The 16,760-nt window shown below is 62.8% G+C and carries 11 protein-coding genes and 3 pseudogenes; 8 read left to right on the top strand and 6 right to left on the bottom strand.

From position 1 onward, the window contains the following. Positions 1–71: 71 nt before the first annotated feature. The 4 genes and pseudogenes from ACD578_RS26375 (at position 72) to ACD578_RS26390 (ending at position 3,987) form a co-directional block, all read left to right on the top strand. Complete coding sequence (locus ACD578_RS26375; protein ID WP_404294826.1) at positions 72–383, top strand: hypothetical protein; 312 nt, start codon at positions 72–74, stop codon at positions 381–383. Positions 384–721: 338 nt separating this feature from the next. Then, positions 722–2,197, top strand: coding sequence for a group II intron reverse transcriptase/maturase (gene ltrA / locus ACD578_RS26380; protein ID WP_404294828.1), 1,476 nt, complete (start codon positions 722–724; stop codon positions 2,195–2,197). A gap of 16 nt (positions 2,198–2,213) precedes the next feature. Next, a pseudogene (locus tag ACD578_RS26385) lies at positions 2,214–3,276 on the top strand (IS110 family transposase). A 243-nt stretch (positions 3,277–3,519) separates the two neighbouring features. Next, complete coding sequence (locus tag ACD578_RS26390; RefSeq protein WP_404295609.1) at positions 3,520–3,987, top strand: transposase; 468 nt, start codon at positions 3,520–3,522, stop codon at positions 3,985–3,987. A 2-nt stretch (positions 3,988–3,989) separates the two neighbouring features. Here the strand turns inward: ACD578_RS26390 and ACD578_RS26395 are convergent, their stop codons facing one another. The 3 genes and pseudogenes from ACD578_RS26395 to ACD578_RS26405 form a co-directional block, all read right to left on the bottom strand. Further along, positions 3,990–4,637, bottom strand: a complete 648-nt coding sequence (locus tag ACD578_RS26395; RefSeq protein ID WP_404294830.1) for a transposase family protein — start codon at positions 4,635–4,637, stop codon at positions 3,990–3,992. 295 nt (positions 4,638–4,932) lie between these two features. Then, complete coding sequence (locus tag ACD578_RS26400) at positions 4,933–6,243, bottom strand: glutamine synthetase (protein ID WP_404294832.1); 1,311 nt, start codon at positions 6,241–6,243, stop codon at positions 4,933–4,935. 323 nt (positions 6,244–6,566) lie between these two features. Then, positions 6,567–6,788, bottom strand: a pseudogene (locus tag ACD578_RS26405) (SDR family NAD(P)-dependent oxidoreductase); the annotation flags it as partial. A gap of 827 nt (positions 6,789–7,615) precedes the next feature. On the opposite strand from ACD578_RS26405, the gene ACD578_RS26410 reads away from it, so the two are divergent. Both ACD578_RS26410 and ACD578_RS26415 read left to right on the top strand, forming a co-directional pair. Beyond that, positions 7,616–8,842, top strand: a complete 1,227-nt coding sequence (locus tag ACD578_RS26410; RefSeq protein ID WP_404294834.1) for an ATP-grasp domain-containing protein — start codon at positions 7,616–7,618, stop codon at positions 8,840–8,842. A 218-nt stretch (positions 8,843–9,060) separates the two neighbouring features. Then, on the top strand, positions 9,061–9,921 hold the full coding sequence (locus tag ACD578_RS26415; RefSeq protein WP_404294836.1) for a MurR/RpiR family transcriptional regulator: 861 nt from the start codon (positions 9,061–9,063) through the stop codon (positions 9,919–9,921). Positions 9,922–10,133: 212 nt separating this feature from the next. Here the strand turns inward: ACD578_RS26415 and ACD578_RS26420 are convergent, their stop codons facing one another. Then, entirely contained in the window at positions 10,134–10,529 is a 396-nt protein-coding gene (locus ACD578_RS26420; RefSeq protein WP_404294837.1) for an IS110 family transposase, read from the bottom strand. A gap of 79 nt (positions 10,530–10,608) precedes the next feature. Here ACD578_RS26420 and ACD578_RS26425 point away from each other — a divergent pair, with 79 nt between their 5' ends. Beyond that, entirely contained in the window at positions 10,609–11,634 is a 1,026-nt protein-coding gene (locus tag ACD578_RS26425) for an IS110 family transposase (RefSeq protein ID WP_404294839.1), read from the top strand. Between the two features lie 721 nt (positions 11,635–12,355). After that, complete coding sequence (locus ACD578_RS26430; protein ID WP_404294841.1) at positions 12,356–13,339, top strand: IS110 family transposase; 984 nt, start codon at positions 12,356–12,358, stop codon at positions 13,337–13,339. 7 nt (positions 13,340–13,346) lie between these two features. On the opposite strand, the pseudogene ACD578_RS26435 reads toward ACD578_RS26430, so the two are convergent. Together ACD578_RS26435 and ACD578_RS26440 are read right to left on the bottom strand one after the other, a co-directional pair. Then, positions 13,347–15,046: pseudogene (locus tag ACD578_RS26435) on the bottom strand (IS1182 family transposase). A gap of 80 nt (positions 15,047–15,126) precedes the next feature. Further along, the gene (locus ACD578_RS26440) at positions 15,127–16,500 is read right to left on the bottom strand and encodes an IS110 family transposase (RefSeq protein ID WP_404294843.1); all 1,374 of its coding nucleotides are present in this window, start codon (positions 16,498–16,500) and stop codon (positions 15,127–15,129) included. Between the last annotated feature and the right edge of the window lie 260 nt (positions 16,501–16,760).

A 16,760-nucleotide genomic window follows, 5' to 3' on the forward strand; every position in this document is an offset into this window, starting at 1 on the left:
CGAGGCCGATCCTGATGTCGTCTGCAAGCGATCCCGTCGCTGCGCACCACCCTTGACGCGATAGGCCTCATATGAGGGGGATCACCCGACGTCTGAAGGCGGGCTGGCACAGAGGCGATCGGCTGCTGTGCCTCGATTGGACGCTGTTGCGGCTGTTCCCGCCGCTGCGGGCGACCTGGGCGCTCAAGGGCAGGCAGGCGGTTGTGCCGATCACCGGCCGCAATGCCAAGCGGGTGCTGTTTGTTGGGGTGGACGGCCCCCTTACGGCATCGCTGTGCCAGAATGAGGTCGTTGCCGATCTCAAAGACAGGAGACCGTCCGTGGACCAGATTATTCGCATCGGAATGGATACGTCAGTGCGCCGGGAGACCGGCAAGGAGTAGGAGGTGAAAGTCCCCCACGATGAAGGGCTAGCAACCCACATCGGCCCCAAGCCGTGCGCAGGCAACCGTGAGGATGTCGGCGAAGCGTCGGTAGGGGAGCGTGCAGGCCAGCCATTGAGCCGCGAAAGTCCAAACTCCCGGGTGCCGACGGCGTTGACGTTCCGGAAGGCAACACGGATGAGCGCGTTACGCGAGCGCTCAGCCGACCCGGCGTGGTCTGAGACCCTGGCATGCACGGAAGCTCCTTGTTCGGGAACCGGGAGATCTCTGGATTGGCCACCCAACCCGTCCTTAGGGTGGATGGTCCGCAGGGGGAAGGCGAGGAGCCGTAGCCGCTGATGAACGATCCAGAGAAGTCTGACCTCGGCATAGTAGCCGTGAAGCCGACGAACAAAGCCGGGCGACCGGTGGCGGAGTGGGCGGAGCGAAGGCCGGGGACCAAGGGGAACGCGGGACAGCAACGCATGCACCGGACACAGGGCCGGGATCGCATGTCCCAGTCGCTGGATCGCGTACGGAAAGCCGCAAGGCTGAGGAAGAAGGACAGGTTCACTGCGCTCTTCCACCATATCACTGTCGACGCACTCCGGACGGCGTTCTACGCGCTCAGGCGCAAGGCCGCCGCCGGGATGGATGGCATGAGGTGGCAGGACTACGAGGCAGAGCTTGAGCCCCGGCTCGAGGATCTGCATAACCGGGTCTGTCGAGGAGCGTACCGCCCGCAGCCGTCACGCCGAACGTATATACCGAAGGCAGACGGCAGCCAGCGGCCGTTGGCGATTGCAGCCCTGGACGATAAAATCGTCCAGGGAGCGACTGTCATGGTGCTCAACGCCATCTATGAGGGCGACTTCTGCGGTTTCTCCTACGGGTTTCGGCCCGGACGGGGCCCGCACGATGCGCTGGATGCGCTGTGCGTCGCGATCGACCATCGGAAAGTGAGCTGGATCATTGACGCCGATATCCAAAACTTCTTTGGGGCTGTCAGTCAGGAATGGCTGGTTCGCTTCCTGGAGCATCGGATCGGTGACAAGCGCATCATCCGTCTGATCCAGAAATGGTTGAAGGCGGGTATCCTCGAAGACGGGGTCGTGACTGTGGAAGATAAGGGGACGGGTCAAGGTTCGGTGATCTCACCGCTCCTCGGCAACATCTACCTCCACTATGTTCTCGACCTCTGGGCCAAGCGCTGGCGACAGCGCGAGGCTACCGGCGACATGATCATCGTGCGCTATGCCGATGATCTGGTCGTTGGCTTTGAGCATGAGGACGACGCTCGACGTTTCCTTGATGCAATGCGTGCGAGGCTTGAGGAGTTCATGCTGTCGCTCCATCCGGACAAGACCCGTGTGATTGAGTTTGGCCGCCGTGCTGCGGCCAACCGCAGGAAGAGCGGGCTCGGAAAACCGGAGACCTTCATGTTCCTCGGGTTCACGTTCATTTGCGGCAAATCGCGCAGCGGGCGCTTCCAGCTTCAACGGAAGACCCGCGGCGATCGCATGCGGACGAAGCTCAGGACCATCAAGGAGGAGCTGTGGCGTCGGCTGCACTGGCCCATACCCGAACAGGGGAAATGGCTCAAGCAGATCGTGAATGGGCATTTCGCCTACTTCGCGGTGCCGACAAACGCGCGGGCATTAGCCGCGTTTCGGCACCATGTGGAAGAACTCTGGAGGCGCACGCTTCGGCGGCGTAGCCAGAAGGACGGATTCACATGGGACCGGACCACAAAAGTGGCAGACCACTGGCTCCCGAAGCCACGCATCCTTCATCCATGGCCCGACGTGCGCTTCGCCGTCAAACACCCAAGGTAGGAGCCCGGTGCCTTAATTGGGCTCGCCGGGATCTGAGCGGGGGGCGCCTGGTAACGGGCGTCCCTACCGCAAAAAACACATCTTTCAGCTGCACGGGGTAAATGCCGCCGAGGAGCCGGTCCTACGCAAGAAGCTGCGGCGCCAGGATCTTATCGCCTTCTTCACGAAGCTGCCGCCGACGGTGATCGGCATTGAGGCCTGTGGTGGATCCCACAACTGGGCGCGCCAGCTGCAGTCGCTGGGCCATCAGGTGAGGATGCTCCCACCCCAGTACGTGAAACCTTACCTCAAGCGCGGCAAGAACGATGCCGCTGATGCCGAGGCGATTTGCGAGGCGATGAGCCGGCCGACCATGCGCTTCGTGCCGGTCAAGAGCGCAGACCAGCAGGCCGCCCTGATGCTGATAGGCTTGCGCGACCGGCTGATCCGCCAGCGCACCCAACTCGCCAATGCCATCCGCGGCTATGCGGCGGAGTTCGGCCTAGTGGCCGCCAAGGGGATCTGCCGGATCGAGCCGCTGCTGGAGCGGATCAAAGCGGACGATACGCTGCCAGCCTTAGCGCGGGAGCTCTTCGTGATCCACGAGACGGAATACCGCGCAGCTGCAGGCGCAGTTGGAGGAGGTCGAAGACAAGCTGATGGCCTGGCATCGGGCCGATGAGTGCAGCCGACGTCTGGCCAAGATCCCGGGCATCGGGCCGATCGGCGCCTCCATGCTGGTGATGAAGGCGCCGGCCCCCGAGATCTTCCGATCGGCCCGCCACTTCGCCGCCTGGCTTGGCCTGACACCCAAGGATCACTCCACCGCCGGCAAGGTCCGGCTGGGCGTGATCACCCGCGCCGGGGACGAGGCCTTGCGCAGTGTGCTCGTGGTCGGCGCCACCGCTGTCATCCGGCATGCGCGGCGGAGACACGGCAGGGCGTCGCCCTGGCTGATCGCGTTGCTCAAGCGCAAGCCGCCGAAGCTGGTTGCGGTGGCGCTGGCCAACAAGATCGCCCGGATTGCCTGGAAGCTGATGGTGTCGGGTGAATGCTATCGCGCGCAAGCAGCATCGACCGAGGTGGCGTGCGCAGGATAGAGATCAGTCGGACACGGGAACAACCCGCAACTCTCCCGTGCTGATCTGATGCCGGACTTGCAAGAACACGAGCAGATGGTGTGATCGATCGATCCAAGACACGCGAAACTCCGCATCGCCCCACGGCAGTGACAGGCCGCCAGTTTGTTTGGAACGCGTGTCGCGGAAGCCATCTTGGCCGCGGTCAGGTGCGACCGCAACAACAGGCCGGACATATGACCGCAAACGATCCGATCCAAAATTCTGTTCAACACCCTTGCAAGCAGGGGGCCGTCCACATATGGGGCGATCGACCTGGGAAGCGCGCGCCGGGTGGTGCTGATTCGCCAACGTGCCGGTCAGGCCGACGCTCAAGAGTTTCTGCGCGCGCTGCGGCGCCGCTATCGCGGCCCCGGCTGGCTCTGGCTGCTGAGCGACCGGGCGAGTGCCCACACCGCCCCGCAGACCCAAGCGCTGGCAGACCGGCTGCGCATTCGCTTCGTGTGGTTGCCGCGGCAGGCGCCCGAACTGAGCCCGATGGATCAGCTTTGGCGCGAGCTCAAGCGGCTCATCGCCGCCAACCGGCAGGCCGCCTCCATCGATGCTCTGGCCGCCGACGCCGCGGCTTGGGTTCTGATGCTGACGCCGCAACAGGCGCATCGCAAGGCTGGCATGGCATCCAAACACTTCTGGCTCAGAAAGCTGTTGCAGAACTTTTGGCGACCTACTTAGCCTTAGACCTCCGCGCGGTTGCGGGCGACGACCGAAATCTCCGGGTGGCTGGCCAACCACGTCTGTGCGGTGGCCTGCTCCCGATCCGGGAGGAGCGATGCGATTCGCCGCCGTTCGAGATCGCAGATAATGCTGCCGTAGCGGTGATTGCGGCGCCAGGCCCAATCATCGGCCCCGATGATGCTCAGCGGCTCGGACGGAAGGTGGGCATGCCGGGGCACAATGCGCAAAAGAGTATCCTTGCTCACAGGCAGCATCAGCCGCCGGGCCAGGCGCGTGGCGGGTCGTCCGCCGAGAGCCAAGCCGAGATGGTGGGCAATGCCCTCGAGCCGGGTTGTAGGCCGGACATGGCGGGCGATCACGTCCGGAGCAAAGCGTTCGGTAAGGATCCGCCGCCCACACCGCACAGCATCGCAGCGAAAACGCCGTGCCCAGATCAGGAACTGGACGGGTCGACCGGCCAGCGGCAGATCCGCCACGTGCCGGAGATAGTGGCTATGCACCCGCGAGGAGAGTGTGCCGCACGATGGGCATGCGGCAGATCGGTGACCGGAATGGACCGCGATGGTTACTTGCTGTGGATCAGCGTGGATCTGATCCACGATCAGGCCAGGCGGGATCAGAGCTGAGGGGCGCAGGCTTCGGTGCATGATGTGGCCTCTGGAAAACAGCATTAGTTCAGTCCTCAACTGCACCAAAACTGCGTCAGACCCAACATTGCATGCCGAAACACACCGATCTGCACCGGCTGGCCCGCCGCGAGTTCGTCCGCCTCCAGCGCTGACCCGAGTTGATCGTCAGCTTCTTTCGCCACGCAGGCCTCTCCGTTGCAGGCCTTCCGTGAAGATCACTAGTATGTTGGGGCGGCGCTGCTCATCACCCACAGCTACCAAACATACTCGCCGAAGAGATAGGGTTACAGCACCACGTTGGTCCTTCTATTGTTCAGTAAACCTGCTCATACAAGCCGCAGATCTCCTCTCGGGACCTTCCCTCAAGGAACGCCATCTCACCCTTCTTGTGCTTTGCGTACGTGTCAGCAAACCCTGCAGGAAACCATCCGATGACTGTCGGACTCCCCAACATGCAATCAAGTGCTTCGGGCAGCGACTTCGGCAGGCGGACACTGCCCCGCGCCAGCAAACTTGATGGATTAAGGAGCGAGAGGTCGTCGGTGGTCACATCGGGTGTTGGCAGCTCTTCTTCAATGCCCTGAACCCCCGCGTGTACGATAGCCGCAAGCTGCAAATGCGGGCTCGCGGTAGCGTCGGCTGCGCGGAACTCGAAATTGAATTGAGCCGCTTTGGAGACATCGCTTAAATCAGAAACGGGGCAGATACGTATTGAAGCTTCGCGATCGCGGAAGCCGAGATTGTTGAAGGCCGCGCTCCAGCGATGCGGTGTTAGCCGAAAATAGGACACGACGCTCGGCGCGGTAATCGCGACGATCGCGTCGAGATACTTAAGAATGCCAGCGATGAATTGGCCAGCGGGTTTGGCAAGCTCATGTTTGCCACTCGGATCCCAGGTTGCCGGCTTCTCGCCATCAAGGAAACTGAGGTGTATGTGCAGCCCGTTGCCTATGCCGGCCGGGTCGCGAATTGGTGTGAACGTAACCTCTTTCCCGGAGGCGTTTGCAACTAGACGCACCAGCTCGCATACGATCGTCGACTGATCCGCTATGGCAATCCCACGCGATGGCTCCATCGTGACTTCATACTGAGCAGCGCCGAACTCCTTCATGAAAGTGTCAGGCTCCAAACCTGCCGTGCGCATTGCTGCGACTAGCGTTTGAGCTAGACGCCGCTCGGCACGAAAACCGTTAGCAGTGTACGCGCTTCCAATTCTAGGCGCGCCGTCCCGAAACTGGAACTCGTGTTCGAAAGCGCCAAACAGCGTCAAGCCGGCAACGCGATCAAGACGGTCGAGAGCGCCCTTGAGGATCGAGCGAGTGCAGAATTCCCATGGTCGACCATCCGTGTGATAAATGTCACCGAGCACGAAATGCTCTGTTGGCGCATCGTCACCAAGTGCTACCCGCACCCTCGCTGCTTGATCAGGAATGAGGACTAGGTCGCCGAGCGAACCAAACGGGCTTTCGGCAATGGTATCGAAACAGGTGATTTGGACGTTGGTCGGCGTCCAGCCGATCCCTCTTTTCATACGCGTCTCAAACTGTGTGGCAGGAAACGCCTTGCCTCGAACCTTGCCCGCAAGATCGGTGCAGCAGGCAATAACCATTTCCTCAGTGATCATCCTTTTCCTCCAAAGATGCGATTTCGACCGGTGGTACGAAAACGGGGTCGCCGCTATGATGTGCGACTGGCAACAACTGCTTGTCGGTGATCAGCACAACTGGCGGCCGACACTCTTTGCGACGATCACCGTGAGAGATGCTAGGTCTCCCGGAAGTGACGAAAGTCGAACATGTTCAGGACATCTTGCTTGCGCATTGCCAGCAGCAGTTCCGGCCGGTGCTCAGCGTTGGCGAAAGATGATAAACCTTAGGTCGGATCTACTTGAGATGATTCGACAGGAGAATTGCGATCCTTTCGCTGACGTGCTCGCCGAGCACAACGCCCGCGTTCGGCTTCGACCGCCTGGATGCCGCTTTCGCAGGAGGTCGCATCGGAAACATCGAACTTGAAGACCGGAATGCCGGTCTCCGCTTGGAACTCGTTGGTGGCTTCGTCATTGCCGCCGTAGTTCGCGGCAACCGTGTAGCCTGCGTCTTGCAAGCCTTTTGAGATCGCGGCACCGATGCCGCGGGTGCCGGCGGTAACCAATGTGACGCGCGCCATGCTGTTACTCCTCGGTTCTGAGTTGATGGGGTATCCTACTGGCATTGTCGACTCAACGGGTCGACGTGCCTTGTTGATCATCTCGGCCGGGAGCCCCGGCGCTGTCCTTACAATGGCTCAGGGCTGGCCGGGAGGGCCTGAAAGAGCGCTTCTCGGCTTAAAGTGATGGTGCTGTCCTGACATGTTGCTCTCCTTCCTTCGGTCCATCGATCGCGATGTCACCCACGACATGAATATCGGTCGGCAGCTCCTGCCGCCCCGCGACGAGAGAGTTTCAATACTCGTGCCAATTTGGCGGATCGAACCGAAGAGGGAATGTTCTGCTTCTTGTTCAGGAGCTTCAATGAGAATGCTGAAAGCGAGGCGGAGCACCACCGTGTCACGGACTCGACAAACCCGACAGCGGGTGTCGGGCCGACGTTTGTCTCGGAATGGCGGAAAGAATGCTCCGCGGGAAAGCGGAACTCACACGTCGTCCAACCGCACGTCGCGTTGTCCGATGTCCGACGATGTCGGACATGCGACATAGTAGATAAGGCCCATCACACTATTTAGAAACGACTTTTCCTTTGGCACAGTACATGCTTGGCAATACACGCCGAGCTGCGAACGCGTCACAGACTGAGGAGAACTCGTCTCATGATCCAACTCATCGAAAATGCCGTCACTACAGTGAGGACCGCGCCTTCCCGAACCGCCGATCCAGCGGAAAGGCCTGGCAATCTAATGGCAGTCTGACCGAAAAATCTGAGGTCGGGTCCGGATGAGAAGCAGATGCCGATCTAGGGCCAGACTACCGCATCGCATTCAACGAAAGGCCAACGCAAATGGCAACTAGAGTACTCATCCTGGTTGAAGGCAGTCCAATGGGTAATGGTCTGCTATATATCCAAGCGGCCCAGCGTCTTGGCCTTCATCCAGTTATCCTGTCGGCTGAGCCGGCTCAATACGACTGTCTTGCGGCGGAAAGGATTGAGGCCGTCCGGGTCGACACCCACGATCTCGATGCGCTGATCTACGAATGTTCCCGGCTGCGTGCGACCTACGACATTGCTGGTATTACGGGCTCCTTGGACTCGGTCTATGCGACCGTTGCCAAGCTGTGCCAGCACTTCGATCTACCGGGACCGGACCCCGCAGCGATTGAACAATGCTATGACAAATTCGCTCAGCGTCAGCTCCTCGCGGAGGCCGGCGTTCCCATGCCGTCTTATCGCGTGGCAGCGAATGCGACGGACGTAGAAAGCTGCGCCGCGGAGATCGGCCTGCCGCTGATTCTTAAGCCAGTTGCGGGTAGCGGCAGCAGCGGTGTCCGATTGTGCCGCGATGTCGATGAGGTAGCTGAACATACGACCTATCTGTTGGGCGGGACACACATATGGCGGTGTTCGCCGCGGATACTGGTCGAAGAATTCGCACAAGGCCCTCATTATATTGCTCATACAATGGGACATGACGTCATTGGGATTGAGGCCGCTGAGTTCGACTGCCCACCGCATTTCGTCTTTCGTGAGTCTACCTTTCCGGCCCTGCTGACTGATGACGAGCATGAGCGTATTGCCGATATTTCGCTGAGCTGTTTGCGAGCTCTCGACCTTGGCTGGGGACCCACGAACATTGAACTCCGGTGGACGAAACGTGGCCCAGTCGTCATTGAAGTTAATCCGCGTCTTGCTGGCGGTCCTCAACTGGTTCAGCTGGCTTACGGTGTCGATCTCGTCACTGAGCACATCAAGCTTGTCGTCGGTGTCAAATTCGACTTGCGTAGAAGGCGCTCGCAGATTGCGGCCTGGCGGAACCTACTTCCTGATCGCGATGGCACCCTCGATTGGATCGATGGCGCCAGTCGGGCGGCCGCTATACCCGGTGTCGTAGAGGTGAAATTCGATGTTGAACCCAAGACGCCGATCGTCAGGAAAGGCGATGACCGAGACCGCATCGGATATGTCATCGCCGTGTCATCTGGCCGTGCTCAGACCGAGGCGATACTTCAGCGCGCCGTCGACTTAATCGGTTGGTCGATCACACCGTTTCTGACCCTTGGCGAGGAATAATCTGCGGCCCTCACCTCCCTCCATCAGAGCAGGTGGCGCCAAGGAAGAGGTGATCATCGCCGCATCGTCACATGAGCCTTCCGCATCTCCGAACCAGCTATGAATTCTTCACAATAATGCTGTCGAGGCAGTTTTCTGGTTATTTCTTACCATTTGAGGGTGCTGTGAGAATAGCGATGCGATCCGGCAAGTTGGGCGGATTCGAGAGGTAAAATTCGATGGGAGAATCGCAATGCAAGATCGCCGACCGCATCTCAGCGGTTATGAGTTCGATGACCAGTTCGGAAAAGCGTGCTGCGCGCGTGCTACTTGCATGCTATCCCGTCGTTGGGCTCGGAAGCGTCACTGCATTCGCCAAACAGGCAAAAGTCAGCGCACCCACTGTACTTCGCTTTATTGCCAAACTTGGATTCTGCGGATATCCGGAATTCCGCCGGGGGCTCCTTGATGAACTGGACGCAAACCGCGAAAACCCGCTGACGATACGGCGCAGCGGCGTGACGGGTGCTGGCAGCGAACACCTCAATGAATTGCTGGATGTAGTGCGGTCCACTCTCGTGGAACTCAATCGCGAGCAAGTCGAGCGCGTTGCGGAACTTTTTTCCGATGAACGGCGGAACGTTTACGTTCTCGGGGGAGCCTTTACGGTGAGCGCTGCCGCTCAGCTCTCCTACCACCTCCGTAAGATGAGACGGTTTGTGTTCGATTTGCCCGTCGAGATTGACGCACGTGCTGGCCGCATTGCAGACATCGGCAAGCGGGACATTTTGGCTGTGTTTGACATCCGGCGTTACCAAGCTGATATACTGGCAACGGCCCGTATAGCCTCCCAGCGCGGATGTACCGTTATCGTGTTTACAGACCAACGGATGTCCGAAGCTGCCGAATTCGCCACATATGTTTTCCGCGCCGAGGTTGAGGCGATGTCGCCTTGGGGTACCCTATTGGGTGTCAATGCCATCGTCGAAATGATCGCGCTGACACTTTGCCAGCGCCTTTGGTCTATGGTTCGACTGCGCCTTGAGACAATTGAACAAAATAAGCGCAACCTCCTGAACGAAGAACAGGAAACCGATTGATCGCCCGACGACATTGAAAAAAGTACTGATGGGACACCCCACTGTTTAGCAAGCCGGTTCTGAGTGATTGTGTCGGCCTAGACTTATGCGCTGGAAGGAAGCTTCCGGGCGGCCTCAGGGTTGAAGAGCGTACCGTCTCTCAGCATGGCGCAGGCCACGTTCAGGAGACGGTCGGCCACACTGCGCAGGGCACGTGGATGAGAATGACCGCGTTAGCGAAGTTGAGCATACCGGCTCCGGCTTGCCGCATCGTGTTGGATCGCAACCCGCGACCAGTGGTACAGTGCCAATCGAAGCCTCACGTGGGCGGCCCGGCGCATGCTCACTATGCAGCGTTTGCCGCTGCGGCGGGTCACAGGGGCCACACCGCAGAGGTTGCGCAGGGCCTGGTGATCTCGTCGGCTGAGGGGATCCGAGGCCTCGCTCAGGAACGTCGCCAGCACCATTCGGCCTACCCCGGGAAGAGACCGCAGGATAGCGGCATCACCGGGTTGTGCGTCCGGACCGTCTTCTTGACCAGGGCTGGCGATCTGGTCGCACAGCTCGTCGAGCTTGCGAGAGGTCTCCTTGAGCTGACCGTTCACCAGCCGGACACGGGCTGCCAGCATCCGGATGTGATGGGGTGGACGCCCCCGACGGCCTCGCTGTGGCAGAGTGGGTGTCGAACACCCGTTGAAGGAGGCGTCTGTGGGTCAGGTGAGCACAATCGGATTGGACATCGCTAAGCACGTTTTCCAGGCGCATGGAGCGGATGCGTCGGGTCATGTCGTCTTTCGCAAGAAGATCACCCGCGCGAAACTGATCGCGTTCATGGCCTCGCAGCCGCCGTGCCTGGTGGCCCTGGAGGCGTGCGGCGGGGCTCATTACTGGGCCCGCGAGATCACCCAACTGGGTCACACGGTCCGCCTGATCCCGCCGGCGTATGTCAAACCGTTCGTCAAGCGGCATAAGAATGATGCGGCGGATGCGGAGGCGATCTGCGAGGCGGCTCAGCGGCCCAATATGCGGTACGTGGCCGTGAAGGATGAGGAGCAGCAGGCCAGGACCGTTGTCTTCCGGGCGCGTGATCTTCTGGTGCAGCAGCGGACCCAGCTGATCAATGCTCTGCGCGGTCACCTGACGGAATATGGATGGATCGTGCCAAAGGGTCCGGCGCACGTGGCGCGGCTGATCGCATGGATCGAGGACCCTGCCTCGCAGCTGCCGGAGAGCGCACGGGCGGTGTTCAAGGTGCTGATCGACAGCCTGAAGGTGGTGGACACGCAGATCGCCGGTCTGGATGCCGAGATTGCCCGGCGCTCGCGCGAGGATCCGGTCGCCCGCCGGCTGATGACCATTCCCGGGATCGGCCCCCTCACGGCCACCGCGATCACGGCGCTGGCCCCGCCTCCGGAAACATTCCGCAAAGGCCGGGACTTTGCCGCCTGGCTGGGGCTCACGCCCTTGCAGAAGTCGACCGGCGGCAAGCAGAGGCTCGGGGCGATCTCGAAGATGGGCGAACGAACTCTGAGGCGGCTGCTGATCATCGGTAGCAGCGCCGTGGTGCATCAGGCGTGCAAGCGCGGAGCGCCCGCCGGCTCGTGGCTGGCCCAGATGTTGGCGCGCAAGCCGCGCATGCTGGTCACGGTCGCGCTGGCGAACAAAATCGCTCGCGTGGTTTGGGCCCTACTGGCGAAGGGCGAAGTTTATCGAGCTCCGGTCGCAGCGGCGTAAAGCTGGCTGCGAGCGCGAGGCTGTCGACGGCGTAGGCGGGCGAAGGAGGGTATGGCACAACAGTCGGCGAGACGGGGCTGGAAGAACCAGGCAAACTCAGAGCGCTTCGAGCGCGCGGATGTGATTTGGATCCGGCCCGCGAACTCCCATACAGGCCCGCAGCGTTCATGCTGCACTTAGAGGCCGGACAGATGGCAGCATCCGACTACGTGTCTATAGCCTCTAAAAATCGCTTGCGTCGGACGGGGCGTCCACAGATGAGCAACAGCCGCCTCTGCGGTACCCGGCGCAACTGTGATCGCTGGCTGGCGGAGAATAGCAAGGACCTCACCGGCCGTGAGGCGTCGAATGCGATGCTCTGTGAGCTTACGCGACACCGAAGCTGAGCGAAGGCGAGCCGCGGCTGCCGGCGTCGGGGCGAGATGCCACAGATCGAGCAGCCAGTCGGCCACGATATCATCCTGGGCTTGCTTCAAACAGGATACTGCTGGCGAACGGGCGCGGATTTTCCATCCGCCTGTGGCGGGAGAAACAGGGCGCCCTATGATCGGCTGCGGAGGGGAGCGGCCGATGTGAATGTGGTGGTCCCAACCCCGATGGCGAACATGGTCCACGGGCTGCTGCGCCCTTGAGAGTGGTGACGCCCAGGCGATCCCGGTTAGGAATGTGATGATTTCGCGCAGCCCCGCCCTCCGTTGATGCCACCCAGGAGGAGCCTGCCATGCCGCGCAAGTCGCCGTCCCGCCTGCAGCGGGAACTTGCCCCGATCCACCCCCATGCGGCCGCTGTCGACATCGGCGCCACGATGCACGTGGCGGCCGTTTCGCCCCGCTGCGATCCCGAGCCGGTGCGCACCTTCGGCACCTTCACGGGTGACCTGCAGCGCCTCGCCGACTGGTTAGAGCAGTGCAAGGTCACCACGGTGGCCCTGGAGTCGACTGGGGTCTCCTGGATCCCGCTCTATGAGATCCTCACCCAGCGCGGCTTCGCGGTGGTGGTGGTCAATGCCCGCGAGGTCAAGCAGGTGCCGGGCCGCAAGACGGACGTGTGCGACGCCCAGTGGCTGCAGCGCCTGCATGAGTACGGGCTCCTGCGGGCCAGCTTCCAGCCGCAAGGCGAGATCGCCACCCTGCGCGCTTATCTGCGCCAGCGCGAGCGCCTCCTGGAAGCTGCCGCCGCCCACATCCAGCCCATGCAGAAGGCGCTGACCCAGATGAACCTGCAGCTCCAGCACGCCGTGGCCGACATCACCGGCCAGACGGGGCTGCGCATCATCCGGGCCCTTGTCGCCGGCGAGCGCGATCCCGACCGCCTGGCCACCTTGCGCGACGGACGCTGCAAGACCCCGCTCGCGACTTTGCGCGCCGCGCTGGTCGGCAACGACCGGGAGGAGCCCGTCTTCGCCCTGGCCCAGGCGCTGGAGTTGTATGAGGTCTACCAGACCAAGGTGGCCGCCTGCGACGAGCGCATCGCGGCCGTGCTGGAGCGCCTGCAAGCCCAGAACCCGCCGCCGGCGGCGGCGCTGCCGCTGCCCCGTCGCGCGCAGCCGCAGGCCAATGAGCCGGCCGTGCCGGTGCGCGCGGCCCTCTACTACGAGGAACGCTACCGGCAGCGGGTGCTGAGCAATCTTCGCCGCCGCGCCAGGTCGCTCGGCTATGTCCTGGAGAAGGCAGGGCCCGCCTCAGCCGCAGTGGTTGTTTCTTAGGAATTCATCACGCTGGGATGGGAGCCATCATGAGCTTGGTGGATGCGGATTGCCGCGTTCGTGCGAGCGGCGTGCCCGCAAACCAAGCCCCGAGTCGGATGAGGTTCATGGCGGCTGCCGTCAGCACGTGCTGGAGATGCGTCTTGGCGAGACCGATGTAGCGGGAGCGCCGCAGGTGTAGGGCGCGCACGCCGGCCGAGATCGTTCCCTCGATGCCGGCGCGCTGCTGGTACTCTCGTGCGAAGGCGGGCTGCACCTCGCGCTCGCGAGCCGCCTCCAGTGTCTCGTGTTCCTCCTGAGGGCGCAGCGTGAGAAGCCGCCGGTCGCTCCGGGTACACTGTGCCTTCAACGGACAGGGGCGACAGTGGGTCGTCGGGAAGCGCACCTTGAAGGCAGTCCGTCCCTGCCAGTAATCCGGAAGCCAGCTCCTGCTCTCGTGCCCGGCCGGACAGATCGCGACTTGCCGATCCCAATCGAGGAGGAAGTCCTGCAAGGTGAAGGCCTCACCGGATCGGGTCTGCCACTGATAATTCTGGGGAGCCGGTCCCAGGAGCGTGACGCCATAGTTCCGGCGACTGGCGACGAGTTGATCGGCCGCGACATAACCAGCATCGACGAGGTGAGTGTCGGGCAGCAGACCCTTGGCCTTGAGCCCATCATGGATGGTGTCGAGGGCGTCGCGATCGACGACCGGCGCCGGCGTGGTTTCCACGTGTGTGATCAGGTGCGGGCCGCCCTCATCGCAAGCCTCGGTGAGATGAACCTTGTAGCCAATCCAGGTCGTCGTCCCCTTCTTGGCATCATGGACCTCTGGATCGTAGGGTGACGCGGCCATCAGCAGGGAGGGTGGAAATCCCTCATGCTCGGTTCGCCACCGCACCAGGGGAGTGGTCTCAGAGAATGCGCCAGCCCCGGGTTCCCCAGTCTGAGCGTCGCCGGTGAGACAGAAATTCTTCACCCAGACCTGCCGCAGCAACTCAACAGCCGGGATCTGCCGCAACCATGCTGGTGCATCAGGGGCTGTGATCGCCGCGAGCAACTGATGACCATCGCGCCCGATCTGCTCGGCATGGGCGTGCCGCTTCGCCTCGCCCTGCGGCACGTCATAATCGCTCGCCCGTTTGCCATAGCGCTCCAGCCAGACCGGATCGGCATGGACGCGCAGCCACTCGGGGGCTGCGGACGCCAAGGCATTTAGGGCAGCCCGCAGCGTCTCGCTCACGCATTCGAGACGGTTCAGGGAGCGGACCGCTCCGAGCACGTGCGTCGAGTCGGTGCGCTGTCGGCCACGGGCACTCAGCAGCTTTTGCTCCCGGCACAGCGCCAGGAGGGTGTCGAGCAGGTGTTCTTCCGCGCCGCCTGCCACAAGACGGCTGCGGAACTCGCTCAGGACAGAAGCATCGAAGCCAGGGTCGGTCAGCTCCAAGCCCAGCAGATACTTCCAGTCGATGCGGCTGCGGACAGCATCGGCCGCCCGCCGGTCGGACAGGTTCTCGGCAAACTGGAGCAGGGTCACCAGCGCCAGCCGCCACGGGCGTTCGCCGGTTGTCCGCGATGGGCGAAGAGAGGTGCGAACTGGGCGTCAGTGAAGATCGTCCCAAGGTGGTCGCGCAAGCGCAAATAGGGGCTGCCATGCGGGAACGCGGCACGGGCGACGCTTGCGGTCGAAGCGGGAACATCACCACTCAAAGTCGGGCGGAGCGACATGGAACCCTCCAGGTCTGGACCCAAGCCCCTACAGCCTGAACGCTGACCGCGCCTCAACCGCTCCACCGAATCATGAATTCCTAAGAAACAACCACTGCGGCTGAGGCGGGCCCTGCCTTCTCCAGGACATAGCCGAGCGACCTGGCGCGGCGGCGAAGATTGCTCAGCACCCGCTGCCGGTAGCGTTCCTCGTAGTAGGACGCCCCGGGATCGGCGTAGGCCATGCCGTGGCTCAGCGTGTTGTAGACCAGCACCGCGATCTTGCGCGCCGTCGCGGTAATCGCCTTGGCCTTGCCCACCCGCGCGGCGAGCCGCCGGTAGAAAGCCCCCAGCGCCGTCTGGGTGCGCCCAACCGCGCCCGCGGCCAGCCGCAACCGCGCCGCGACCCGGCTGCCGGAGCGGCGCGTGCGGCTCGACAGCACCTTGCCCCCGGAGATCTTGTTGTGCGGCGCGAGGCCGAGCCAGGAGGTGAAGTGCTGGGCGCTCGGCCAGGCCGCGAGATCCGAGCCGCACGCGCTGACCAGCTTGAGCGCCAGGTCGGGTCCAATCCCATCGATCTGGGTCAGGTCGACCCCGAGGATCGCATGCAGGGCCGCGCGCACCGGTACGGCCGGCTCATTGGCCTGCGGCTGCGCGCGACGGGGCGGCGGCAGCGGCACCGCCGGCGGCGGGCTCTGGGCTTGCAGGCGCTCCAGCACGGCCGCGATGCGCTCGTCGCAGGCGGCCACCTTGGTCTGGTAGACCTCATACAACTCCAGCGCCTGGGCCAGGGCGAAGACGGGCTCCTCCCGGTCGTTGCCGACCAGCGCGGCGCGCAAAGTCGCGAGCGGGGTCTTGCAGCGTCCGTCGCGTAAGGTGGCCAGGCGGTCGGGATCGCGCTCGCCGGCGACAAGGGCCCGGATGATGCGCAGCCCCGTCTGGCCGGTGATGTCGGCCACGGCGTGCTGGAACTGCAGGTTCATCTGGGTCAGCGCCTTCTGCATGGGCTGGATGTGGGCGGCGGCAGCTTCCAGGAGGCGCTCGCGCTGGCGCAGATAAGCGCGCAGGGTGGCGATCTCGCCTTGCGGCTGGAAGCTGGCCCGCAGGAGCCCGTACTCATGCAGGCGCTGCAGCCACTGGGCGTCGCACACGTCCGTCTTGCGGCCCGGCACCTGCTTGACCTCGCGGGCATTGACCACCACCACCGCGAAGCCGCGCTGGGTGAGGATCTCATAGAGCGGGATCCAGGAGACCCCAGTCGACTCCAGGGCCACCGTGGTGACCTTGCACTGCTCTAACCAGTCGGCGAGGCGCTGCAGGTCACCCGTGAAGGTGCCGAAGGTGCGCACCGGCTCGGGATCGCAGCGGGGCGAAACGGCCGCCACGTGCATCGTGGCGCCGATGTCGACAGCGGCCGCATGGGGGTGGATCGGGGCAAGTTCCCGCTGCAGGCGGGACGGCGACTTGCGCGGCATGGCAGGCTCCTCCTGGGTGGCATCAACGGAGGGCGGGGCTGCGCGAAATCATCACATTCCTAACCGGGATCGCCTGGGCGTCACCACTCTCAAGGGCGCAGCAGCCCGTGGACCATGTTCGCCATCGGGGTTGGGACCACCACATTCACATCGGCCGCTCCCCTCCGCAGCCGATCATAGGGCGCCCTGTTTCTCCCGCCACAGGCGGATGGAAAATCCGCGCCCGTTCGCCAGCAGTATCGAAAAGACGGAGAGCCTCT

The organism is Microvirga sp. RSM25, assembly GCF_044784385.1.
GTDB lineage: Bacteria > Pseudomonadota > Alphaproteobacteria > Rhizobiales > Beijerinckiaceae > Microvirga > Microvirga tunisiensis.

Excerpts from the sequence above, each read along its gene's own strand:
- ACD578_RS26430 (WP_404294841.1), top strand. The coding sequence starts at position 12,356 with ATGCCGCGCAAGTCGCCGTCCCGCCTGCAGCGGGAACTTGCCCCGATC.
- ACD578_RS26395 (WP_404294830.1), bottom strand. The coding sequence starts at position 4,637 with ATGCACCGAAGCCTGCGCCCCTCAGCTCTGATCCCGCCTGGCCTGATC.
- ltrA (WP_404294828.1), top strand. The coding sequence starts at position 722 with ATGAACGATCCAGAGAAGTCTGACCTCGGCATAGTAGCCGTGAAGCCG.
- ACD578_RS26375 (WP_404294826.1), top strand. The coding sequence starts at position 72 with ATGAGGGGGATCACCCGACGTCTGAAGGCGGGCTGGCACAGAGGCGAT.
- ACD578_RS26410 (WP_404294834.1), top strand. The coding sequence starts at position 7,616 with ATGGCAACTAGAGTACTCATCCTGGTTGAAGGCAGTCCAATGGGTAAT.
- ACD578_RS26415 (WP_404294836.1), top strand. The coding sequence starts at position 9,061 with ATGGGAGAATCGCAATGCAAGATCGCCGACCGCATCTCAGCGGTTATG.
- ACD578_RS26440 (WP_404294843.1), bottom strand. The coding sequence starts at position 16,500 with ATGCCGCGCAAGTCGCCGTCCCGCCTGCAGCGGGAACTTGCCCCGATC.
- ACD578_RS26400 (WP_404294832.1), bottom strand. The coding sequence starts at position 6,243 with ATGATCACTGAGGAAATGGTTATTGCCTGCTGCACCGATCTTGCGGGC.
- ACD578_RS26420 (WP_404294837.1), bottom strand. The coding sequence starts at position 10,529 with ATGCTGGCAGCCCGTGTCCGGCTGGTGAACGGTCAGCTCAAGGAGACC.